General features: G+C 66.4%; 19 protein-coding genes. 11 read left to right on the forward strand and 8 right to left on the reverse strand.

Annotated features, from left to right (window positions below; translation table 11 throughout):
* The first annotated feature begins 16 nt into the window (after positions 1–16).
* The 4 genes from carA to I6I07_RS14595 all read left to right on the forward strand — a co-directional run bounded on the left by carA (position 17) and on the right by I6I07_RS14595 (position 6,231).
* A complete protein-coding gene (carA, locus tag I6I07_RS14580; protein ID WP_198487179.1) occupies positions 17–1,171 on the forward strand; it encodes a glutamine-hydrolyzing carbamoyl-phosphate synthase small subunit in 1,155 nt (384 codons plus the stop codon).
* Positions 1,172–1,181: 10 nt separating this feature from the next.
* Positions 1,182–4,424 (forward strand): carbamoyl-phosphate synthase large subunit, encoded by a 3,243-nt coding sequence (gene carB / locus I6I07_RS14585; protein ID WP_198487180.1) that lies wholly within the window; start codon positions 1,182–1,184, stop codon positions 4,422–4,424.
* 47 nt (positions 4,425–4,471) lie between these two features.
* On the forward strand, positions 4,472–5,368 hold the full coding sequence (lpxO, locus tag I6I07_RS14590; protein WP_116520246.1) for a lipid A hydroxylase LpxO: 897 nt from the start codon (positions 4,472–4,474) through the stop codon (positions 5,366–5,368).
* Between the two features lie 89 nt (positions 5,369–5,457).
* Positions 5,458–6,231, forward strand: coding sequence for an SDR family oxidoreductase (locus I6I07_RS14595; protein ID WP_198487181.1), 774 nt, complete (start codon positions 5,458–5,460; stop codon positions 6,229–6,231).
* Between the two features lie 4 nt (positions 6,232–6,235).
* Here the strand turns inward: I6I07_RS14595 and I6I07_RS14600 are convergent, their stop codons facing one another.
* From I6I07_RS14600 to I6I07_RS14625, 6 genes are all read right to left on the reverse strand, one after another.
* On the reverse strand, positions 6,236–6,880 hold the full coding sequence (locus tag I6I07_RS14600; RefSeq protein ID WP_198487182.1) for a histidine phosphatase family protein: 645 nt from the start codon (positions 6,878–6,880) through the stop codon (positions 6,236–6,238).
* 45 nt (positions 6,881–6,925) lie between these two features.
* Entirely contained in the window at positions 6,926–7,834 is a 909-nt protein-coding gene (locus I6I07_RS14605; RefSeq protein WP_006390694.1) for a LysR family transcriptional regulator, read from the reverse strand.
* Between the two features lie 24 nt (positions 7,835–7,858).
* Positions 7,859–8,944 (reverse strand): ABC transporter ATP-binding protein, encoded by a 1,086-nt coding sequence (locus I6I07_RS14610; RefSeq protein WP_198487183.1) that lies wholly within the window; start codon positions 8,942–8,944, stop codon positions 7,859–7,861.
* A 16-nt stretch (positions 8,945–8,960) separates the two neighbouring features.
* A complete protein-coding gene (locus I6I07_RS14615) occupies positions 8,961–10,670 on the reverse strand; it encodes an ABC transporter permease (RefSeq protein WP_116520243.1) in 1,710 nt (569 codons plus the stop codon).
* A gap of 87 nt (positions 10,671–10,757) precedes the next feature.
* Positions 10,758–12,083, reverse strand: coding sequence for an ABC transporter substrate-binding protein (locus tag I6I07_RS14620; protein WP_198487184.1), 1,326 nt, complete (start codon positions 12,081–12,083; stop codon positions 10,758–10,760).
* Between the two features lie 161 nt (positions 12,084–12,244).
* A complete protein-coding gene (locus I6I07_RS14625; RefSeq protein WP_198487185.1) occupies positions 12,245–12,673 on the reverse strand; it encodes a FlxA-like family protein in 429 nt (142 codons plus the stop codon).
* A gap of 133 nt (positions 12,674–12,806) precedes the next feature.
* On the opposite strand from I6I07_RS14625, the gene I6I07_RS14630 reads away from it, so the two are divergent.
* Positions 12,807–14,117, forward strand: coding sequence for a solute carrier family 23 protein (locus I6I07_RS14630; RefSeq protein WP_198487186.1), 1,311 nt, complete (start codon positions 12,807–12,809; stop codon positions 14,115–14,117).
* Between the two features lie 80 nt (positions 14,118–14,197).
* On the opposite strand, the gene I6I07_RS14635 is transcribed toward I6I07_RS14630, so the two are convergent.
* Positions 14,198–15,817: a methyl-accepting chemotaxis protein gene (locus tag I6I07_RS14635; RefSeq protein ID WP_198487187.1), complete on the reverse strand. Its 1,620-nt coding sequence runs from the start codon at positions 15,815–15,817 to the stop codon at positions 14,198–14,200.
* A gap of 713 nt (positions 15,818–16,530) precedes the next feature.
* Here I6I07_RS14635 and greA point away from each other — a divergent pair.
* A complete protein-coding gene (greA, locus tag I6I07_RS14640; protein ID WP_006390687.1) occupies positions 16,531–17,007 on the forward strand; it encodes a transcription elongation factor GreA in 477 nt (158 codons plus the stop codon).
* A 133-nt stretch (positions 17,008–17,140) separates the two neighbouring features.
* Here greA and I6I07_RS14645 read toward each other — a convergent pair whose 3' ends face one another.
* Positions 17,141–17,743, reverse strand: coding sequence for a YhbY family RNA-binding protein (locus tag I6I07_RS14645; RefSeq protein WP_020926788.1), 603 nt, complete (start codon positions 17,741–17,743; stop codon positions 17,141–17,143).
* An 18-nt stretch (positions 17,744–17,761) separates the two neighbouring features.
* Between I6I07_RS14645 and I6I07_RS14650 the strand changes: the two genes are divergently transcribed.
* The 5 genes from I6I07_RS14650 to I6I07_RS14670 all read left to right on the forward strand — a co-directional run bounded on the left by I6I07_RS14650 (position 17,762) and on the right by I6I07_RS14670 (position 23,744).
* Positions 17,762–18,394: an RlmE family RNA methyltransferase gene (locus I6I07_RS14650; protein ID WP_061073685.1), complete on the forward strand. Its 633-nt coding sequence runs from the start codon at positions 17,762–17,764 to the stop codon at positions 18,392–18,394.
* A gap of 227 nt (positions 18,395–18,621) precedes the next feature.
* The gene (gene ftsH / locus I6I07_RS14655) at positions 18,622–20,520 is read left to right on the forward strand and encodes an ATP-dependent zinc metalloprotease FtsH (protein WP_198487188.1); all 1,899 of its coding nucleotides are present in this window, start codon (positions 18,622–18,624) and stop codon (positions 20,518–20,520) included.
* An 18-nt stretch (positions 20,521–20,538) separates the two neighbouring features.
* A complete protein-coding gene (gene folP / locus I6I07_RS14660; RefSeq protein WP_198487189.1) occupies positions 20,539–21,384 on the forward strand; it encodes a dihydropteroate synthase in 846 nt (281 codons plus the stop codon).
* Positions 21,381–22,724, forward strand: coding sequence for a phosphoglucosamine mutase (glmM, locus tag I6I07_RS14665; protein WP_198487190.1), 1,344 nt, complete (start codon positions 21,381–21,383; stop codon positions 22,722–22,724). The genes folP and glmM overlap by 4 nt, the downstream gene beginning before the upstream one ends.
* A gap of 216 nt (positions 22,725–22,940) precedes the next feature.
* A complete protein-coding gene (locus I6I07_RS14670) occupies positions 22,941–23,744 on the forward strand; it encodes a GNAT family N-acetyltransferase (protein WP_035359337.1) in 804 nt (267 codons plus the stop codon).
* The last annotated feature ends 20 nt before the right edge of the window (positions 23,745–23,764 follow it).

Genomic DNA, 23,764 nt, shown 5'->3' on the forward strand with positions numbered 1-23,764 from the left:
AAAACCGGGGTTTACTGTGCTGCCGCAACTCTTTCCCGAGGGGATCAACCGCTTCCCTCCTGCAATTCTGGCTCTGGCGGACGGTACCATTTTTCGAGGCGTGTCGATCGGTGCGCCTGGGCATACCGTTGCCGAAGTGGTGTTCAACACCGCGATGACCGGGTACCAGGAAATTCTCACCGATCCGAGCTATAGCGGCCAGATCGTCACGCTGACCTATCCGCATATCGGCAACACCGGCGTCAACGCCGAGGACGTCGAAGCCAATCGTGTCTACGCCGCCGGCCTGGTGGTGCGCGACTGTCCCGCCCGCGTGTCGAACTTCCGTTCCACGCAATCGCTGCCCGAGTACCTGTCCGAGCAGGGCATCGTTGCCATTTCCGGCATCGACACCCGCAAGCTGACCCGCATCCTGCGTGAAAAGGGCGCCCAGGGCGCCTGCATCTTCGTCGGTTCGGATGCCGACCGCGCCGTCGAACTGGCCCGCGGCTTCGCCGGCATGGCCGGCCAGGACCTGGCCAAGGTCGTGTCCATCAAGGCCAGCGCCACCTGGACCGAAGGCACCTGGCAACTGGGCGAAGGCTACACCCAGCCCGACCAGTCCAGGTTCCACGTCGTCGCCTACGACTTCGGCATCAAGTCCAACATCCTGCGCCTGCTGGCCGATCGCGGCTGCCGCCTGACGCTGGTGCCGGCCGAGACCAGCGCCGAGGAAGTCCTCAAGCTCAATCCCGACGGCGTGTTCCTGTCCAACGGCCCCGGCGACCCCGAGCCCTGCGACTACGCCATCGACGCCACCCGCGTGTTCCTGGACAAGAAGCTGCCGGTGTTCGGCATCTGCCTGGGCCACCAGATCATGGGCCTGGCCGTTGGCGGCAAGACGCTCAAGATGAAGACCGGCCACCACGGCGCCAACCACCCGGTGCAGGACCTGGCGTCCAAGCGCGTCTTCATCACCAGCCAGAACCACGGGTTCGCGGTCGACGCGGCCAGCCTGCCGGCCAATGCGCGCGTCACGCACGTCTCGCTGTTCGACGGCACGCTGCAGGGTTTCGAGCTCACCGACCGTCCGGCCTTCTGCTTCCAGGGCCACCCCGAAGCCAGCCCCGGTCCGCACGACATCCTGGAGCTGTTCGACAAGTTCATCAGCCTGATGTCCGGCCAAAAGTAAAGATTGCATCATGCCCAAGCGTACAGACCTAAAAAGCATTCTCATCATCGGCGCCGGCCCCATCATCATCGGGCAGGCGTGCGAATTCGACTATTCCGGCGCGCAAGCGTGCAAGGCGCTCAAGGCCGAGGGTTACCGCACCATCCTGGTGAACAGCAACCCCGCCACGATCATGACGGACCCGGAAACGGCCGACGTCACCTACATCGAGCCCATCACCTGGCAAGCCGTCGAAAAGATCATCGAGCGTGAAAAGCCCGATGCGCTGCTGCCCACCATGGGCGGCCAGACCGCGCTGAACTGCGCGCTCGACCTGGCCCACCACGGCGTGCTGAAGAAGCACAACGTCGAACTGATCGGCGCCAACGAGCACGCCATCGAAAAGGCCGAAGACCGCCAGAAGTTCAAGCTGGCCATGACCGACATCGGCCTGGAATCGGCCAAGTCGGGCGTCGCCCACAGCATGGACGAAGCCTGGGAAGTGCAGCGCCGCATCGCCGCGGAAGTGGGCACCTCGGGCTTCCCCGCCGTGATCCGCCCCAGCTTCACCATGGGCGGCTCGGGCGGCGGCATCGCCTACAACGCCGAAGAATTCGAAACCATCTGCCGCCGCGGCCTGGAAGCCTCGCCCACCAGCGAGCTGCTGATCGAAGAGTCGCTGCTGGGCTGGAAGGAATTCGAGATGGAAGTGGTCCGCGACAAGGCGGACAACTGCATCATCGTCTGCTCCATCGAGAACCTCGACCCCATGGGCGTGCACACCGGTGACTCCATCACCGTGGCGCCGGCCCAGACGCTGACCGACAAGGAATACCAGATCATGCGTAACGCATCGATCGCGGTGTTGCGCGAGATCGGCGTGGACACGGGCGGCTCGAACGTGCAGTTCGCGGTCAATCCCGAGAACGGCCGCATGATCGTCATCGAGATGAACCCGCGCGTGTCGCGTTCGTCGGCGCTGGCATCCAAGGCCACGGGCTTTCCCATCGCCAAGGTCGCCGCGCGCCTGGCCGTGGGCTACACGCTGGACGAGCTCAAGAACGAAATCACCGGCGGCGCCACGCCCGCCTCGTTCGAACCGTCGATCGACTACGTGGTCACCAAGGTGCCGCGTTTCGCCTTCGAGAAATTCCCCACCGCCGACGCGCGCCTGACCACCCAGATGAAGTCCGTGGGTGAAGTCATGGCCATCGGCCGCACCTTCCAGGAATCGTTCCAGAAGGCGCTGCGCGGCCTGGAAGTCGGCGTCGACGGCCTGAACCAGAAGACCACCGACCGCGAAAAGCTGCAGGTCGAGCTGGGCGAACCCGGTCCGGAACGCATCTGGTACGTGGGCGACGCCTTCGCGCAAGGCTTCACGCTGGACGAAGTGCACAACATCACGCACATCGACCCGTGGTTCTTGTCGCAGATCAAGGAAATCGTCGACATCGAGCTGGCGCTCGAACAGAAGACGCTGTCCGACCTGGACTACGCCACCCTGTGGGAACTGAAGCGTCGCGGTTTCTCCGACCGCCGCCTGGCGTTCCTGCTGGACACCGTGGAATCCGAAGTGCGCAAGCTGCGTCACCAGCTGAACGTGCGCCCGGTCTACAAGCGCGTCGACACCTGCGCCGCCGAATTCGCCACCCGCACGGCCTACATGTACTCGACCTACGAGGAAGAGTGCGAAGCCGCGCCCACCGACCGCAAGAAGATCGTGGTGCTGGGCGGTGGCCCGAACCGCATCGGCCAGGGCATCGAGTTCGACTACTGCTGCGTGCATGCCGCGCTGGCGCTGCGTGACGACGGCTACGAGACCATCATGGTCAACTGCAACCCGGAAACCGTCTCCACCGACTACGACACCTCCGATCGCCTGTACTTCGAGCCGCTGACGCTCGAAGACGTGCTGGAAATCGTCCACAAGGAAAACCCGGTCGGCATGATCGTCCAGTACGGCGGCCAGACCCCGCTGAAGCTGGCGCGCGCGCTGGAGGCCAACGGCGTGCCGATCATCGGCACCAGCCCGGAATCCATCGACATCGCCGAAGACCGCGAGCGCTTCCAGAAGCTGCTGAACAAGCTCGGCCTGCGCCAGCCGCCCAACCGCACGGCCCGCACCGAAGCCGAGGCCCTGGCCCACGCCACCGAGATCGGCTACCCGCTGGTGGTGCGTCCCAGCTACGTGCTGGGCGGCCGCGCGATGGAAATCGTGCACGAGCAGCAGGACCTCGAGCGCTACATGCGCGAGGCCGTGAAGGTCAGCAATGACTCGCCCGTGCTGCTGGACCGCTTCCTGAACAACGCCACCGAAGTCGACGTGGACTGCCTGGCCGACGGCGAAACCGTCTTCATCGGCGGCGTCATGGAACACATCGAGCAGGCCGGCGTGCACTCGGGCGACTCCGCCTGCAGCCTGCCGCCTTACTCGCTGTCGGCCGACGTCATCGCCGAGATCAAGCGCCAGACCGGCATGATGGCCAAGGCCCTGAACGTCAGCGGCCTGATGAACGTGCAGTTCGCCATCCAGGGCGGCGACGTCTACGTGCTGGAAGTGAACCCGCGCGCCTCGCGCACGGTGCCCTACGTGTCCAAGGCCACCGGCCTGCAACTGGCCAAGATCGCCGCGCGCGCCATGGCCGGCCAGACGCTGGCGGCCCAGGGTATCACCAAGGAAGTCGTGCCGCCTTACTTCTCGGTCAAGGAAGCCGTGTTCCCGTTCGTGAAGTTCCCGGGCGTGGACACCATCCTCGGCCCGGAAATGAAGTCGACCGGTGAAGTCATGGGCGTGGGCACCAGCTTCGGCGAAGCCTTCGTCAAGTCGCAGCTGGCCGCCGGTGTGCGCCTGCCGGAATCCGGCACGGTGTTCATCAGCGTGAAGAACCAGGACAAGCCCCGCGCCGTGGAAGTGGCGCGCGGCCTGCACGCCCTGGGCTTCAAGCTGGTGGCCACGCGTGGCACGGCCGCCGAGATCGAAGCGGCCGGCATTCCGGTGCAGCGCGTCAACAAGGTCACCGAAGGCCGTCCGCACATCGTCGACATGGTCAAGAACGGTGAGATATCGCTGGTCATCAACACCGTCGAAGAGCGTCGCAACGCCATCGTCGATTCGCGCACCATCCGTACGCAGTCGCTGGCGGCCCGCGTGACGTTCTTCACCACCATCGCCGGCGCTCGCGCGGCCGTCGAGGGCATGCAATATCTGCGTCAGGGTCTGGGTCTGCAGGTGTATTCGCTGCAGGAACTTCACGCGTCCTTGTCGGACAAATAGTGCTTGGGCGCGCAGAGGGCGCGCCGCAAGTGAAGTGAGGCAAAGGAATGAAGTGGTTCATTCTGGCGTTGTTCATCGTGTGCGCCACGGTAGTTCACTACCGTGGCCGCGTCCGGCACAAGTTCACGCGGCAGGCGTTGGATCATTCCACGTTCACGGCGCCGCTGAACTGCTTCATGTACGCGTTCTCCAGCGTGCCCAACAAGCCCTATCTCGATCTGGACCAGTTCCCGGAGCTGAAGGTCTTGCTGGACCGCTGCGAGGAAATTCGCGCCGAGGCCGTCAACCTGTACGGGGATGGCCACATCAAGGCCTCGGACAAGTACAACGATGCCGGCTTCAACTCGTTCTTCAAGACGGGCTGGAAGCGCTTCTACCTGAAGTGGTACGACGCCGACCATCCCTCGGCCGAGGCCCTCTGTCCGGTCACGACCCAGGTGCTGGCGGGCATCCCGACCATCAAGGCCGCGATGTTCGCCTCGCTGCCGCCGGGTAGCCGCCTGCCGCGCCACCGGGATCCGTACGCCGGCTCGCTGCGTTTCCACATGGGCCTGATTACGCCGAACAGCCCCGACTGCTACATCAACGTCGATGGCCAGGAATACTACTGGCGCGACGGCGAGGCAGTCGTGTTCGACGAGACCTTCATCCATTACGCCGAAAACAAGACCGACCAGAACCGGATCATCCTGTTCGCGGACGTCGAGCGGCCCATGCGTTACCGCTGGGCCCGGGCGTTCAACCGCGTGGTCGGCGGCTTCCTGCTGCGCGCGGCGGCCGCGCCCAACCAGGAGGGCGACGCCACCGGCGGTATCAACCGCATCTTCGGCGCGGTGTATGCCGTGCGCCGCTTCGGCAAGGCGCTCAAGAAGAAGAGCAAGCCGCTGTACTACCTGTCCAAATGGGCGCTGGTGGCTGCGATCTTCGCGCTGATCTTCCTGTAAGACTCGCGCCGGCGTTCCTGTAGCATAGCGGGCGGAGCCTCTCATCCGGGAGGCTCCGCCTTTTTTCATCCGACGCGGGGCGAGCCTCCATGGACAGAGTATTCATCACCGGCGCCAGCAGCGGCCTGGGCCGCGCCCTGGCGCAGCGCTACGCCGCCAGCGGCGCCACGCTCGGCCTGCTGGGCCGGCGCGAGGACGCGCTGCGGGAACTGGCCGACAGCCTGCCCGGCCAGCATCGCTGCTACGCCGTGGACGTGTGCGACCGCCAGGCGCTGCACGCGGCCGCGCAGGACTTCATTGCGTTCTGCCAGGGGCGGGTGGACGTGGTCATCGCCAGCGCCGGCATCAGCGCCGGCACCCTGACCGGGCATCACGAGGATTACGAGGTCTTCAAGGCCATCGTCGATACCAACCTGCTGGCAACCGTGGCGACCTTCGAGCCCTTCGTCGAGCCGATGCGCGCGGCCGGCGGCGGCCGGTTGGTGGGCATCGCCAGCGTCGCCGGCGTGCGCGGCCTGCCGGGCGCGGGCGCCTACAGCGCCTCCAAGTCGGCGGTGGTGACCTATTGCGAAAGCCTGCGGCTGGAACTGGCGGGCGATGGCATCCGCGTCGTCACCATCGCGCCGGGCTACATCAGGACCGCGATGACGGCGCACAACCCGTACAAGATGCCGTTCCTGATGGACGCCGACAAGTTCGCGCAGCGCGCCCAGGCCGCCATCGGGCACGGCACGTCGTACACCGTGATCCCGTGGCAGATGGGCGTGGTGGCGAAACTGATGCGCCTGCTGCCCAATGCGGTCTACGACCGGCTGGCGCGCAACGCGCCGCGCAAGCCGCGCAAGTCGGACAAGGCCGGTTGAGCCATCACGGCACGACGTCGTCGCCCACTTCCGTGGCCACGTGGTCCACGTCGCCCCAATCCAGCACTTCCCACTGGCGGCCGCGCACGCCGACGCGGTTGATGCTGACGTTCAGCAGCGCCGCGTCGCGCGGCGCGTTCAGCGGCACGCCGCTGGCGTGGCGCCAGATGATGTCCAGCACGCCGCCGTGGGTGAACATCAGGATGCGTTCGCCGTCGTGACGGCTGGCCACGTCGTCGACCGTTGAAATCACGCGCGACTGGAACTGGCCCAGCGTCTCGCCGCCATCGAGCGCGCGCAGCGGATCGCGGCTGCGCCAGGCGGCCGCGGCTTCCGGCGCCAGCACGTCGATGCGCTCCAGGTCCAGCCCTTCGAGCACGCCGAAGCCGCGCTCGCGGATGCCGGGTTCGACCCGCACGCGCAGGTCCAGCTGTTCGGACACCGGCGTGGCGGTGGCGTGGGCGCGTTGCAGGTCGCTGCTGTAGATCGCATCGAACGGCGTGCCGCGGGCGTCTTCGCGCAGGCGCGAGGCCAGCAGGCCGGCCTGGTTGCGGCCGAATTCGTTCAGGGGGATGTCTTGCCAGCCTTGCAGTCGGCGCTGGCGGTTCCAGTCGGTTTCGCCGTGGCGGATGAACCAGATTTCAGTCATTGGGGTGTCGATACGGTGGGGAAGGGCGCGCGTGCCGGGTCCGGCTCAGAGCGGCTCGGGCGCGACGGGCGCGCGCGGCTTCCAGATGGCTTGAATGATCGAGCTTAACGCGACCAGCGCGGGCTCGCTAGCGCGTTCATAGGGCAGGATGAATCCCAGCATGGCGTCGGCCCGCGCCTGGCCCCACACCATGAAGTCGCCCGAGGCCGCGCCGGCCAGCGCGGTTTCCTCGCGCAGCAGCGCGCAACCGGCGCCCGCCCGCACCAGCGCCTCCAGGTTGGCCTGGTCGTCGTTCTGCATGGCGATGCGCGGCGACAGCCCGTGGCGCTCGAACATGTCGCGCAGCAGCAGGTGGGTATGGCTGCCGGCCGGTCCGTCCAGCCACGGCAATTGCGCCACCTCGCGCCAGCCGCCGCGCTTGAGCACCGTGGCGTGTTCGGTCGGCAACGCGATGCGGTAGCGCACGCTGCGCAGCGGCAGCCACAGCACGCCGCGCGGCGGATGCGCGGCGATGGTCAGCGCCGCCGGCAACCGGCCGGTGCTGACCTGCTCGGCCAGCACCACGGTGGGCTGGATCTGCGTCTTCAATTCGATCAGCGGCAGCCGCTGCGTGATGGCCGCGGCCAGCTCGCCCAGCCGCAGGAAGTCGGGTTTTTCGCTGGGCAGGCCCAACTCCACCACGCCCTGCAGGCTGCCCTGCAGCTGCTGCGCCTCGGACTTGAATTGCGCGCCCAGCACCAGCAGCGATTCGGCGGTGGGCAGCAGCATCTCGCCAGCCTTGGCCAGCGCCAGCCGTCCGCCGCTGCGGTCGAATAGGGCCACCCCCAGGCTCTGTTCGAGCGCCTTGATCTGCGCGGTGACAGCGGGCTGGGTCAGCGACAGCGCTTCGGCGGCCCGCGTCAGGTTGCCCAGGCGGGCGACCGTGACGAAGGCGCGGATCTGATAGATTTCCATGCCGCCTTTGTAGGGGAAGCGGGCTCAGGCGGCAAGCAGCCGCACCTGGGTCGGTTCCAGCCCGATCGACACCGGCGCGCCCACCGGGAAGGGGGACAGCCCCGCCAGGTGCGACTGGTCGGCCGTCAGGCGCTGTTCGCCGATCTGCACCTGGTAGCGGGTGAATTCGCCCAGGAACTCGCTGCTTTCCACCACGCCCGGCAGCCACACGTAGCGCGCGTCGCCCAGCCCGTCGGCCATCTCGATCTGCACCGTGTGCGGCCGGAAACTGGCCGCCAGGCGCTGCGCCGCCGGCGCCTCGGCCGCCAACGGCAGGTGCAGGTCGCCCACGCCTTCCACCGCCAGCACCACGCTGCCGCTGGTGCGCTCGCGCACCTCGCCCTCCAGCACGTTCATGGTGCCGACGAAATTGGCCACGAAACGGTTCACCGGGTAGTCGAACAGCGTGCTGGGCGCGCCGATCTGCTGCACCACGCCGTGGTCCAGCACCGCCATGCGATCGGCGGTGGTCATGGCCTCTTCCTGGTCGTGGGTGACGAAGATGGTGGTGATGCCGAGCCGCCGCTGCAGGCTCAGCAGGTCCTGGCGCATCTGCACGCGCAGTTTCTTGTCCAGGTTGGACAGCGGTTCGTCCAGCAGCAGCACCTGCGGCTCGATCACGATGGTGCGCGCCAGCGCCACGCGCTGCTGCTGGCCGCCGGACAGCTGGTTGGGACGGCGGCGGGCGTATTGAGACAGCCCCACCAGTTCCAGCGCGGCCTCGACCTTGGCGCGGATCTGCTCGCGTGGCAGCTTGCGTTCGACCAGCCCGAACGCGACGTTGTCCCACACCGTCATGTGCGGCCACAGCGCGTAGTTCTGGAACACCATGCCGATGTTGCGGTTCCACGGCGGGATGGCGCTGATGTCCTTGCCGTCCACCAGCAACTGCCCGGCGTCCTGCCGGTTGAAGCCCGCGATCAGGCGCAGCAGGGTGGACTTGCCCGAGCCAGACGGCCCCAGCAGGGCGAAGAACTCGCCCGGTTCGATGTTGATGTTGACGTCCTTGAGCACTTCCGTCCTGCCGTACGACAGCCGGATGTTGCGGCATTCAACGCTGACTTTCTTCATGTCGATTCCCCTTGATTCAGGCCGTCTCGTCGTGGCGCGCCGGCCGCTGGCGCGACTGGGCCCGCTCGACCAGCAAGTGCGAGACATACGTGCCGATGGCGACCGCGGCCACCGCCAGCACGCCCAGCGCCGCGCCCGGGCCGCGGCCCGCCGCGCTCTGCATGTACAGATAGATGCCATAGCTCATCGGCGCCTGGCTGTCCTTGGTGACCAGCATGATGGTGGCCGACAGCTCCACGGCCGCGGTCACGAAGCTGGTCACGAAGCCGGCCAGCATGCCGCCGGCCATCAGCGGCACCACCACCCGCCGGATGGTGCGCATCCGCGTCGCGCCCAGCGATTGCGCCGCTTCCTCGAGCGATACGTTGATCTGCTGCAACGCGGCCACGCACGAACGCAGCGCGTAGGGCAGCCGCCGCACCGAGTACGCGATCATGATGATGATCCACGACGAGGTCAGCAGCGTGCCGGTGCCCGGGATCTCCACGCCGCGGAAGGTGCGCAGCAGCCCGATCGCCAGCACGATGCCCGGGATCGCCAGCGCCGCCGAGGCCAGCAAGTCCAGCCACTGGCGCGCCGGCAGCCGGGTGCGCAGCATCAGGTAGGCGATGGCGGTGCCCAGGATCACGTCCACGCCGGCCGCCAGGCCGCAATAGAGCAGGGTGTTGGCGATCATGCCCTGCGACTCGCTGAACACCGCGCTGTAGTGCGCCAGCGTGTAGCCGTCGGGCAGCGGCGCGAAGCTCCACACGCTGGCCAGCGACAGCAGCAGCACGCCCATGTGTGGCGACAGCACCAGCAGCAGCACCAGGGCGATCCAGCCGTACGCCAGCACGCTTTCGGCCGGGCGCAGCTTGCGCTTCTGGATCGAGTTGCCGCCCTTTTGCAGCGTGGAATAGTCGCGGCCCTTGAGCACCCGCGCCGACAGCCATAGCGCCAGGATCGAGAAGGCGATCATGATGACGCTGATGACGTAGCCCAGCGGATCCTCCAGCCCCACCTGCGTGATGCGCAGATAGGCCTGCGGCGCCAGCATGTTGGTGGTGCCCAGCACCAGCGGCGTGCCGAGATCGTCGAACACCTTGACGAACACCAGCGAGGTGCCGGCCACGTAGCCCGGCAGCGCCAGCGGGAAGATCACGCGGCGGAACAGCCGGAAGCCGCGCGCGCCCAGGTTGAAGGCGGCTTCTTCCATGGCGCCGTCGATGTTGCGCAGCGCCACCACCAGGTTCATCAGGATGAACGGGAAGTAGTGCAGCGCCTCGACGAAGATGACGCCGTTCAGCCCTTCCATGAATGGAATGGTGAAGCCGAACCAGTCGTTCAGCAGCAGGTTGACGCTGCCCGAGCGGCCGAAGATCAGCTGCATCGCCACCGCGCCGACGAAGGGCGGCATGATGAGCGGCAGCACGCCCAGCGTCTGGATGATGAGCGCGCCGCGGAAGTCGAAGCGCACCGTGAAGTACGCCAGCGGCACCGCGATCAGCGAGGCCAGCAGCGCCGACCAGCCCGCCACGTAGAGGCTGTTGAAGAACGCCTCCAGCATCAGCGGCTGATTGAAGAACGCGCCGAAGTGGCCGATGGTGAAGCCGCCGTCGGCATTGACGAAGGCGCTGTAGAACACCGTGCCCACCGGCACGACCAGGAACAGCGCCAGGAAACCCAGCACCAGGAGCGCGGCCAGCACGGGGCCGGCGGGCAGGCGTGAATGGCCCGGAAGATTCATCGAGATTCCCGTAATGGTTCAAGACAGGCCGCCCGCGGCGGGGCGGCGGCCGGACGGGGCGAGCCCCCCGTCCGGCGCGAGCCGGGCTTACAGCGCCGCGGCCTCCCGCGCCAGCTTCACGGCCTGCTCATAATTGCTCTTGGCCGTGCCGTTCCATTCGCCTTCCAGCTTGGTGATCTGCTGGTTGACCGCGGCGTCCTTCTTGTTGCCGCTGAAGATCTTCAGGAACTCGGGATCGGCGGCCTGCTTGCCGTCGACCAGCGGTGCCCAGGCCAGCTTGCGGGCCTGCGCCAGCAGTTCGGCCGGCTTGCCGCTCTTGCCCTTGTCGCCGAGCTTGGCCTCGGCGTCGTAGATCGCCTTGGTCGCCGCCTGCAATTCCTTCAACCGGAACGTGACGGTCTGGTCGTACAGCGACTGCACCACGTAGTAGCGCGTCTGCGACAGGTCGGCGTTGAACTGCACCTTGCTGCGGCGCGCGATCTCGGCCGGGTCGGGATAGCCCTGCGGCACCTTGCCGGCCAGCGCCGAATACGGCAGCACCGGCAGGCGCGAGATCTTCGGCTCCAGCAGCAGTTCCTGGCCCGCCTGGCTGAGCGTGAAGGCGATGAACTTCTTGCCTTCCTCGGTGTTCTTGGCGCCGTCGATCAGCGCGATGTTGGCCGGCACGATGGCGGTCTCGGAGGGATAGACGAACTCCACCGGGAACTTCGAATACTTGCTCGACAGGCCGAAGAAGTCGATCACCGGCCCCGCGCCGAACTGGCCGTTGTTGACGCCGTCCGGCACGCCGAACGAGCGCTCGGTCACGGCGCTGCTGTTGCCCGACATGCGCAGCAGCGTGTTCCAGCCGTCGTCCCAGCCTTCGCCCTGCAGGATGGTCTCGACCGTCAGGTGCATGGTGCCCGAGCGCGACGGCGAGGTGATGCCGACGTGGCCGAACCAATGCGGCGCCAGCAGGTCTTTCCATTCGACCGGCGCGGGGATCTTGTGCGCCGCGATGTAGCGCGTGTTGTAGACGATGCCGTAGCCGGCCAGCGCCTGGCCCAGGTACATGCCGCCCGGGTCGTTGATGGGGTAGTTGCCGATCTTGTCCGGCACGTCCTTGTTGGCGACGTCCGCCGACTTGGCCAGCAGCTTGTCGCGGCCCAGCACCTCGAAGGCGTCCGGCGCGCTGGCCCAGAACACTTCCGGACGCTGGCCGGCCGGCGTCTCGCGCACGTAGGCGATGCCGGACACGGTGTTCTTGTTGAGGATTTCCAGCGTGATGCCGGGGTTGGCCTTCTCGAACGCGGTCTTGTAGGCCTGGGTCAAATCTTTCGGGAACGACGTGATCACCGTGACGGTGCCCGCCAGGGCGGGGGCGGCGCAGGCGGCCAGCAGCGCCCCTGCAAGGGCTGTGCGCATTGCATGCATGGTTTGTCTCCGTGGTTTTTCGATTTGTCCGGAGACCTTAGCGGCTGCATGCGCCGCCAGTCCAATCACAAATTTTGATGCGCGCCATCAGTGTGGCGGGCATTCGGGAGAACCCGCGCGAGCGCGCGGGCCAGGGGCGTACGAGTGGGGCTAGCGGCGGGCTACGCCCGGGATGCGGCGCGGGCGGCCGTCTGCGCGGCCTTGGCCTGCAGTTCCATCACTTTCTGGATCTGGCCCATGACCTGCACGGCCTGGGCGTTCAGTGCCTGGATCTGGGTGGCTTTCTGTTCGGCCGAGGCGTTGCTGGCGCGCACGCGTTCGATCTGTTCCATGATCCGCTTGAGCTGGCGCTGCAGCTCCTTGATCTGGCGGGTGTAGGAGTCGTCGTTGTCGGACGATTCGGTTTCCTGGGTCTGGCCGACCTTCATGGCGCCGGCGTTGTTGACGCGGATCTTGCCGTCGGGCGTGACGCTGACGCCCGGATCGCCAGCCTTGGCGTCCTTGGCTTCCTTGTTGGCCTGGATCTTCTGGGCCCACAGGTCCGCCATGCTGCCGATGCGCGAGGTGCCGCTGATGGAATCGATGGCCATGGAAGTCTCCGGGGCAGAAGGATTGACTGGGGTTTCCACTAATACGGCATTCCGGCGGGGAACTTAAGTTGCCGCCCGTTCCCGGCCCCCTTTACACTGGCGCCCGCTCATACCAATCACTCCCGGGGATTCCATGTCCAATTCCTATTTTCCGCGCTGGCGCCTGGCGGACGACGCCCAGCCCGGCGTCATCATCGCCCCCGACGAACGGCTGTCCTGGCCCAAGAACGTGGCCATGGGCGCCCAGCACGTGGTGGCGATGTTCGGCTCCACCGTGCTGGCGCCGCTGCTGATGGGTTTCGACCCCAACGTCGCCATCCTGATGTCGGGCATCGGCACGCTGATTTTCTTCCTGTTCGTCGGCGGCCGCGTGCCCAGCTACCTGGGGTCCAGCTTCGCCTTTATCGGCGGCGTCATCGCCGTCACCGGCTATGCCGGCGGCGGCGCCAATGCCAACATCGGCGTGGCGCTGGGCGCCATCATCGCCTGCGGCCTGGCCTATACCCTGATCGGCGTCCTGGTCTGGATCGCCAACGGCCGCGCCGGCGGCGGCGCCAACTGGATCGACACCCTGATGCCGCCGGTGGTGACCGGCGCGGTGGTCGCGGTGATCGGCCTGAACCTGGCCCCGATCGCTGCCAAGGGCGCCATGGGCGCCTCGGGCTTCGATAGCGCCATGGCGATCGTCACCATCCTGTGCGTGGGCGGCATTGCCGTCTACACCAAGGGCATGGTGCAGCGCCTGCTGATCCTGGTCGGCCTGATTCTGGCCTGCGTGGTCTACGCAATCTGCGCCAACGGCCTGAACCTGGGCAAGCCGATCGACTTCTCGGCCGTGTCGGCCGCTGCCTGGTTCGGCCTGCCGCACTTCGCCGCGCCGGTCTTCAAGGCCGAGGCCATGGGCCTGATCGTGCCGGTGGCCATCATCCTGGTCGCCGAGAACCTGGGCCACGTCAAGGCGGTCAGCGCCATGACCGGCCAGGACCTGGACCGCTACCTGGGCCGCGCCTTCGTCGGCGACGGCGTGGCGACGATGGTCTCGGGCGCTGTTGGCGGCACCGGCGTCACCACCTATGCCGAGAACATCGGCGTGATGGCGGTGACTCGCATCTATTCGACGCTGGTGTTCGTCATCGCCGCGCTGATCGCCATCGTGCTGGGGTTCTCGCCCAAGTTCGGCGCCTTGATCCAGACCATTCCCGGGCCCGTGCTGGGCGGCATGTCGGTGGTGGTGTTCGGCCTGATCGCCATCGCCGGAGCCCGCATCTGGGTAGTGAACCAGGTCGATTTCAGCGACAACCGCAACCTGATCGTGGCCGCGGTCACGCTGGTGCTGGGCGCGGGCGACTTCACCGTCAAGCTGGGCAACTTCACGCTGGGCGGCATCGGTACCGCGACCTTCGGCGCGATCATCCTGTACGCGCTGCTGCGCCGCAAGAAGTAGGGCGGGACCGGCCGGACGTCGCGCCAGTCCCGCTTCCTTCAGGGGCATGAGCGGGACCGGCCGCGGCCGATCCGCTCCCCTCAGGAGCGCGACAGCCGCGAGGCCGGCGTCCTGCCGCCGACCTGCACGGGCGCCACCTCGATCACCTGGCCCGACTGGGTCTTGAAGACCGAGGTCGCCTCCGCCAGGCGCCGCGCCTGGTCCTCCATCGCCGAGGCGGCGGCCGAGGCCTCTTCCACCAGCGCGGCGTTCTGCTGCGTCACCTCGTCCATCTGCGAGACCGCCAGGCTGACCTGGTCGATGCCGCCGGCCTGCTGGGCCGAGGCCGCCGAGATCTCGCCCATGATGTCGGCTACCCGCTGCACCGAGATCACGATTTCCTCCATGGTCTGCCCGGCCGCCGACACCTGGGACGACCCGGCCGCGACGGTCTCGACCGAGGTTTCGATCAGGGCCTTTATCTCCTTGGCCGCCTGCGCCGCGCGCTGCGCCAGGGAGCGCACCTCGCCCGCCACCACGGCGAAGCCCTTGCCCTGTTCGCCGGCGCGGGCCGCCTCCACGGCGGCATTCAGCGCCAGGATATTGGTCTGGAAGGCGATGCCGTCGATCACCGAGACGATATCGGCGATGCGCCGCGAACTCTCGGAAATGCCCTGCATGGTGGCCACCACCTGGCCGACCGTGTGACCGCCGCGCTGCGCCACCTCCATGCTCACCGCCGCCAGCTGGTTGGCCTGGGCGGCGTTGTCGGCGTTCTGCTTGACCGTGGCGGCCAGCTCTTCCATGGTCGAGGCGGTCTCTTCGAGCGCGGCCGCCTGTTCCTCGGTGCGGGTCGACAGGTTGGCGTTGCCGGCGGCGATCTCGGCCGCGCCGACGTTGATCTCCTCGACCCCCTGACGCACCGTCGTCACCGTGCGGGTCAGGCCTTCCTGCATGCGCCGCACCGCGGAAAACAGCGTGCCGATCTCGTTGTTGGAGCGGGCGTCGACCCGCTGGGTCAGGTCGCCGGCGGCGATCCGGTCGAAATGCCGGCCGGCGTCCTGCAGCGGCAGCAGGACGCCGCGACGGATGAAGGCCCAGCACAGCACCGCCAGCAGCAGCGCCACCGACAGCAGCACGATGGCCGAGATGCGGGCGGTCGAATAGGTGCTTTGCGAGCGCTCCAGCACGCCGTCGCTGCGTTCCTGGACCCGCGCCAGGAACACCTGCATGTCCTTGGCGAAATCGGCGTCGGCCTGGCGCACCCGCGCTTCGTTCTGCTGGTAGCGGGCGACCGAACGTTCCTTGAGCGCCGCGTCCAGTTCGTCCAGCCCGGCGGCGTAGGCGTTGAAGCGGCCCTGCAGGACCACGGCCAGTTCCTGGCCACGCTCGCTCTTGGGCACCGCCATGTAGCGGTCGAAGCGTTCGCGTGCCAGTTTCAGTTGTGCGGCGGCGGCGGCCTCCGCGCTGGCCGCCTGGTCCTGGGCGCCGGCCTGCAGGTCGGCGATGCCCGAACCCAGCGAGAGCCGGACGCGCAGCAGCGCGGCATTGGATTCATAAAGCGGATCGACCTGGTGCACGGCGACATTATTCAGGTCCTCGATTTCCCGCACGCTGCTTTCGGCATTCATCCAGCTCAAGCCGCAAGCCAACGCCAGGGTAATCACAAAGCAGGCCAACACCAGCATCATGCCCGTACGGACTTTCAATTTTTCCAGCATGGGAGCTCCCGTTCTTGAACGCGCTCCACCGCAGGCGCGGATCCTTTGCACGCCAGCGCTGCGATAGAGGGACGAACGTCGCGCCCGGATGACTGCGATGCGTCCGCCCAACCTGCAACACGCACAATCAATCGCTTTACGCGTGGCCAAAATGGCCGGCCCGCGTATCCCTTCGCTTAAAACAGGAAAATGCCGGCGAATACCGGCATGTATTTAATTGTTATTAATGGGCCAGTTTGTCGGTTATACCTTTTTTATTGAATACAACCTGGCGTTTTTACATAAACCCTTTGGATAACCGCCCTTGGCCGGGTTTATCCCTACCGGCAAGTATCTTTTATGCAACGCCAGGGGCGGCAGGCGCAAACGACGGGTTTTAGCGGGTTACAGCGCCGAAATGCGCCGAAAACGCCGGTTTCTCCGGTGGCTTGCAATTCCCGTGGACTTTGACCACAATATGGCCTTGATTGCCCCGGTTCCGACCCGAGCCGGGGTTTTGTTTTGGTCGCAGCTTGCCGCATTCGTCCGGCGGGCCGGCCCGAGCGGGCAGCGGGGGATCCATCGGGTTCAGCCTTGCCCGCCCCCGGCCGTGTTCCGCTCAAGACGTTGCCCGTCACGACTTGGCATCCGACGGCGCCCATGCGTCAGGTCCAGGACCTTCACACCGAGAACGCTCCGTCGGGGGCGTTTTCTACTTTTGTTTGGGAAACGACATGTCTGCCATTCCTTTGACCGTGCGCGGGGCCGAGCGCTTGCAAGAAGAGCTCCAGCGGCTGAAAACCGTGGAACGTCCCGCCGTCATCAACGCTATCGCCGAAGCGCGCGCGCAGGGCGATCTGTCGGAGAACGCCGAGTATGACGCGGCTCGCGAGCGCCAGGGTTTCATCGAGGGCCGGATTGCCGAGCTCGAGGGCACGCTTTCCAATGCCCACCTGATCGATCCGAGCTCGCTCGAGGCCGAAGGTCGTGCCGTGTTCGGCGCCACCGTCGACATCGAGGACCTGGATTCGGGTGATCGCGTGACGTACCAGATCGTCGGTGACGTCGAAGCCGACATCAAGGCGAACCTGATCTCCGTGTCGAGCCCCGTGGCGCGCGCGCTGATCGGCAAGAGCGAAGGCGACGTGGTCGAGGTCAAGGCCCCGGCTGGCGTTCGCGAGTATGAAGTCCTGGGCGTGCGTTACATCTAACGCCGGCCCTGAGCGGTAAAATCAGCAAAACACCATAGACCGAACCGGGCATCCGGAAGGATTCCCGCGGCAAGATTGCGGAACACTATGGTGGACCGGGCGCGTAAAGCGCCCGTTTTTGTGCCTGGCGGTACTATCGCTTGGGCGACGACTTGCGGCTGGTGCCGCTGCGTGCCCCGGCCCGCAGGCTCAGTGCGCTGCCGGCGCGGCGCGGGATGCCGTGGCTGCCGGAAGTGGTTTTCTTGGTGCCGGGACGCATCGGCTTGCCGTTCTTGTTGAGCTGGTCCTGCGGCACGAAGCGTGTCTTCGGCTTGGGCTCTTCCGTCTCGGAGCGGCGCGGACGCTTGGCCAGGGTCTTGCCTTCGGCGGCCAGCTTCTTGGGCGTATGCGGCTCGGAGGCGCGGCGCTTGGCGGGGCGTTCCGGCTCAAGGGCGGCCAGCACCGGCGGCTTGATGTTGCCGGCCAGCGGGCGGAACAGGATCAGGGTCTTGCCCAGGTGGTGCACCGGGGCGCAGGACAGGGTGTCGCAGATGGTCGACAGCATGGCCTCGCGGGCCTCGCGATCGTCGCCGCCGGCCCGGACCTTGATCAGGCCGTGGGAAGTGAGTGCCAGGTCGATTTCCTTGAGCACGGCTTCGGTCAGGCCATTGTCGCCGATCAGGACGACGGGGCGCAGAGGGTGAGCGGCGGACCGAAGGTCGCTGCGCTCACGAGAGGTAAGTTCTAATATAGGCATGCGTGGAATTGTACGGTAATGGCCAAGAATAAATTCTCCAAAGACTGGATTCACCAGCACATCAACGATCCCTATGTGAAGATGGCGCAACAGAAGGGCTACCGGGCCCGCGCCGCCTTCAAGCTGATCGAGATTCTCGACACCGAGAAACTGCTGCGTCGTGGCGACCTGGTCGTCGACCTCGGCTCGGCTCCCGGCAGCTGGTCCCAGGTGGCGCGCGAGCGCCTGGCGGGACCCGGCGGGGTGGTGGACGGGCGCATCATCGCCCTGGACATGCTGCCCATGGAGCCCGTGGCGGGCGTCGAATTCATCCTCGGCGACTTCCGCGAAGATGACATTTTGAAACAATTGGAAGACATGGTCGGATCGCGCGCGGTGGACCTTGTAATTTCCGACATGGCCCCCAACCTATCCGGCGTGGGTATCGCCGACGCCGCGCGCATCCAGCACGTGTGCGAGCTGGCGATGGAGTTTTCCCTCGCTCACCTCAAGCCCAACGGGGCGCTGATCGTCAAGGCATTCCACGGAACCGGCTTTTCGCAGATCGTGGAAACCTTCAAGCAGCACTTCAAGCGGGTGGTCGAGCGTAAGCCGAAGGCGTCGCGGGACAAGTCCTCCGAAACCTTTCTGGTTGCCCGCGATCTGAAATAGCCCGCGCCGGGGCTCGTGCCCCGGTCACAAGAACCTACCGGCCCGATGGCGGCCGGCCTGCCGAGACAACGACCAGCAAAATCACGAATCAGACGTAACTTAGCGGCCCCGCCCTTTCCCAGGACGCAACCCGGTCCGACAGGGTAGAATGGGCTATTGACATACTTGTGACTGTGCCATATGCGGGTGCGCGGTCGCCGGTCGGAATCGAAAGCAGGAGATCGACCTTGAATAATTCATTTTCGAAAGTCGCCGTCTGGATGGTGATAGCCCTCGTGCTATTCACGGTCTTCAAGCAGTTCGACGGACGCGCGCAGACCCAGGACGGCGTGACCTACACGCAGTTCATGGATGACGCCAAAGCGGGCCGTATCCGCAAGGTGGACGTGCAAGGTGGCCCTGGCGGCGACGTGCTGTACGTCACGCCGGACGCGGGCCGCGCCTACACGCTGACCTCGCCGGGCGACCTCTGGATGGTCTCCGATCTGCTGAAGTACGGTGTGCAGGTCTCGGGCAAGCCGCGCGAAGAGCAGTCGCTGCTGATGAGCATCTTCGTGTCCTGGTTCCCCATGCTGCTGTTGATCGGCGTGTGGGTGTTCTTCATGCGCCAGATGCAGGGCGGCGGCAGGGGCGGCGCGTTCAGCTTCGGCAAGTCGCGCGCCCGCATGCTCGACGAGAACACCAACCAGATCACCTTCGCCGACGTGGCCGGCTGCGATGAAGCCAAGGAAGACGTCCAGGAACTGGTCGACTTCCTGCGCGACCCCAGCAAGTTCCAGAAGCTGGGCGGCCGCATTCCGCGCGGCGTGCTGATGGTCGGCTCGCCCGGTACCGGCAAGACGCTGCTGGCCAAGGCCATCGCCGGCGAAGCCAAGGTGCCGTTCTTCAGCATCTCCGGTTCGGACTTCGTTGAAATGTTCGTCGGCGTGGGCGCGGCCCGCGTGCGCGACATGTTCGAGAACGCCAAGAAGCACGCGCCCTGCATCATCTTCATCGACGAAATCGACGCCGTCGGTCGCCAGCGTGGCGCCGGCCTGGGCGGCGGCAACGACGAGCGCGAGCAGACGCTGAACCAGATGCTGGTGGAAATGGACGGCTTCGAGTCGGGCCAGGGCGTCATCGTGATCGCCGCCACCAACCGTCCCGACGTGCTGGATCCGGCGCTGCTGCGTCCGGGCCGCTTCGACCGCCAGGTCGTGGTGCCGCTGCCCGACATCCGTGGCCGCGAGCAGATCCTGAAGGTCCACATGCGCAAGGTGCCGCTGTCGCCCAACGTCGACGCGACCATCCTGGCGCGCGGCTGCCCGGGCTTCTCCGGCGCCGACCTGGCCAACCTGGTCAACGAAGCCGCGCTGTTCGCCGCGCGCCGCAATGGCCGCACGGTCGACATGTCGGACTTCGAAAAGGCCAAGGACAAGATCATCATGGGCGCCGAGCGCCGCTCGATCGTCATGCCCGAAGAGGAACGCAAGAACACCGCGTACCATGAGTCCGGTCATGCCATCGTCGCCCGCCTGCTGCCCAAGACCGATCCGGTCCACAAGGTCACCATCATCCCGCGCGGCCGTGCGCTGGGCGTGACGATGCAGCTGCCCGAGACCGATCGCTACAGCATGGACAAGGGCCGTCTGCTGTCGACCATCGCGGTGCTTTTCGGCGGCCGTATCGCCGAAGAGATCTTCATGGACCAGATGACTACCGGCGCCTCGAACGACTTCGAACGCGCCACGGCCATCGCCCGCGACATCGTCACGCGCTACGGCATGACCGACGAGCTGGGCCCGATGGTCTACGCCGAGAACGAAGGCGAGGTCTTCCTGGGCCGCAGCGTGACCAAGACCACGCACATGTCCGAAGCCACCATGCAGAAGGTGGACTCCGAGATCCGCCGCATCATCGACGAGCAGTACGGCGTCGCGCGCAAGATCCTGGAAGACAACCGCGACAAGGTCGAAGTCATGACCGCCGCGCTGCTCGAATGGGAAACCATCGACGCCGACCAGATCAACGACATCATCGAGGGCCGCCCGCCGCGTCCGCCGAAGACGCCGCAAGGCCCGTCGGATACGTCTGATACGCCTCCGACTGGCCTGGCCGCCGGCGGTAACACGGCAGCCGCGGTCTGAGGTCTTTCGTCCTGATTTATGGCGAATAACTTCCTTTGCGGGCGCTTCGAGTTTGATCTCGAGCGCCCGCTTGTCATGGGTATCGTCAATGTCACGCCGGATTCGTTTTCCGACGGCGGCCAGCACGACGATACCGACGCCGCGGTGGCGCATGCGCGCCGCCTGATCGACGAAGGCGCGCAGATCCTCGATCTGGGCGGCGAGTCGACGCGGCCCGGCGCCGATCCGGTGTCGGTCGCCGACGAACTGGACCGGCTGTTGCCGGTGATCGAGGCGCTGCGCGACTGCGGCACGCCGCTGTCGATCGACACCTTCAAGCCCGAGGTCATGCGCGCCGTGCTCGATGCCGGCGCCGACATGATCAACGACATCTACGGCTTCCGGCAGCCCGGCGCCATCGAGGCGGTGGCGCAGTCGCGCTGCGGACTGTGCGTCATGCACATGAAAGGCGAGCCGCGCACCATGCAGGCGACGCCGCCCGAATATTCCGACCTGATTGGCGAAATCGGGCTCTTCCTGGGAGCGCGGGCACAGAAGCTGCGCGCCGCCTGGATCGATCCCCGACGCATCGTGCTGGACCCCGGTTTCGGGTTCGGCAAGACCGCCGACCAGAACTTCCAATTGCTGCGCCGGCTGTCGAGCCTGCGCAGCGGCGGTTATCCATTGCTGATCGGCCTGTCGCGCAAGAACATGATCGGCCACGCCACCGGCCGGCCGGTCGGCGACCGGCTGTCCGGCAGCATTGCCGCCGCCCTGGCCTGTGTGGCCCGTGGCGCCTCGATCGTGCGGGTGCACGACGTGGCGGCCACGGTCGACGCGCTCAAGGTCTGGCAGGCGGCTGAACAAGGAGCAATCACTTCATGACTCAACGCAAGTATTTTGGTACCGATGGGGTGCGCGGCGAAGTCGGCGGCCCGGTGATCAACGCGGAATTCGCCCTGCGCCTGGGTTACGCCGCTGGCCGCGTGCTGGCGCGCGAACACGCGGTGCGCGGCGGCAGTCGCCCGCAGGTCGTGATCGGCAAGGACACCCGCATCTCCGGCTACATGCTGGAGTCGGCGCTGGAGGCCGGCCTGTCGGCCGCGGGCATTGACGTGCTGCTGGCCGGCCCGATCCCCACCCCCGCCGTGGCCTACCTGACCCGCACGCTGCGCCTGGTCGCGGGCATCGTGATCAGCGCCTCGCACAATCCGTACCAGGACAACGGCATCAAGTTCTTCTCGGCCCAGGGCATGAAGCTGCCCGACGAGATCGAGGCGGCGATCGAGGCCGCCCTGGACGAACCGCTGGGCTGTGTCAGTTCCGAAGGACTGGGCCGCGCGCGCCGCATGTCGGATTCCCAGGGCCGCTACATCGAATTCTGCAAGAGCACGTTCCCCAACGACCTCGACCTGAACGGCATGACGATCGTGGTGGACGCCGCCCATGGCGCCGCCTACAACATCGCGCCGCACGTGTTCCGCGAGCTGGGCGCCGAAGTGCATGCCATCGGCGTGCACCCGGACGGCTTCAACATCAACAAGGGCGTGGGCGCGCTGCATCCGGAGCAGCTGGCCAAGGAAGTGAAGGCGCGCGGCGCCCAGCTCGGCATCGCGCTGGATGGCGACGCCGACCGCCTGCAGATGGTGGACGGCGATGGCCGCATCTACAACGGCGACGAACTGCTGTACGCGATCCTGCGCGAGCGCATGCAGCGCGGCAAGGTGGACGGCGTGGTCGGCACGCTGATGACCAACTTCGGCTTCGAGCGCGCGCTGCAGCGCCTGAACGTGGGCTTCGAGCGCGCCAACGTGGGCGACCGCTACGTGCTGGAGCAGATGCAGGCGCGCGGCTGGCTCTACGGCGGCGAAAGCTCTGGCCACTTGCTGTGCCTGGATTGCCACTCCACCGGCGACGGCATCGTCGCCGCGCTGCAGGTGCTGACCGCGCTGCGCCGCAACCGTGTCTCGATGGCCGACTGGATCAAGGACCTGCGCATGTATCCGCAGAAGATGATCAATGTGCCGCTGACGCCGGGCCAGGACTGGAAGACCCATCCGGGCCTGACCGCCGCGCGCCAGGCCGTCGAGGCCGAACTCGGCGACCGCGGCCGCGTGCTGATCCGCGCCTCGGGCACCGAGCCCAAGCTGCGCCTGATGGTCGAGGCCGAAGACGAAACCCTGGCGGTGACGTCGGCCGAGAAGCTGGCGGCCAGCCTGGGATAACCTCAAATCCACCAGGACCAGACATGGCCATTCATTGCTTTGCGATGAATGGCCATTGTTTGTGAGAAATAAGTATTGTTTTGTAAAGTTTTGTCGAACTTTGCGGGATTAAGGCCGCACCGCTCCGAACTAAACTTCATAGTCACGTAACATATTGGTCAAGTCTTTGACATACAGGGCGTCCAAACTGACCGGACTCTCTAGGAGCTTCGCGCAATGCTGGAACTAGCACGCATCAATCCAAGCCGTAATGCTACAGAACCGTGGACGGGCCCCGCCGCACGGGTGCTGGTGGTCGGCCTGGCGCGCACGGCCGAGGAAATTGAACAGATCCAGCGCCTGCGCTACGACGTCTTCACCGAAGACATGGGCGCGGTCTTCCCCGATGCCCAGGACGGAATCGAGCACGATCGCTTCGATCCCTTCTGCGAGCATCTGATGGTGCGCGAGCTCGACACCGGCCGTGTCGTGGGCACCTACCGCATCCTCACGCCCGAAAAGGCGCGCGAGGCCGGCGGCTACTACTCGCAATCCGAATTCGACCTGTCGGGCCTGGGCCCGATCCGCGACGAGGTGGTGGAAGTGGGGCGCTCGTGCACCCACGCCGACTACCGCAACGGCGCGGTCATCATGCTGCTGTGGTCCGGCCTGGCGGAATACCTGCGCCGCGGCGGCTACCAGTACGTGCTGGGCTGCGCCAGCGTCAGCCTGCGCGACGACGGCGTCACCGCCGCCGAAGTCTGGCGCACGATTTCCAAGCAGTTGCCGAAAGAAGGCCAGCCGCATGTGACGCCGCTGCACCGCTACCCGGTGGAAAAGCTCAACAGCACGCTGCCGGCCCGCGTGCCGCCGCTGATCAAGGGTTACCTGAAGCTGGGCGCGACGGTCTGTGGCGAACCCGCCTGGGACCCGGATTTCAACGCGGCCGACTTCCCGGTGCTGCTGAAGATGGACGGCATGGACGAGCGTTATCGCCGCCATTTCGGCCTGGATCAACCCACGGCCAACGGTCAGCGCTGATCATGCGCCGCTTGTTCCGC

The organism is Achromobacter deleyi, from assembly GCF_016127315.1.
GTDB classification, from domain to species: Bacteria; Pseudomonadota; Gammaproteobacteria; order Burkholderiales; family Burkholderiaceae_B; genus Achromobacter; species Achromobacter insuavis_A.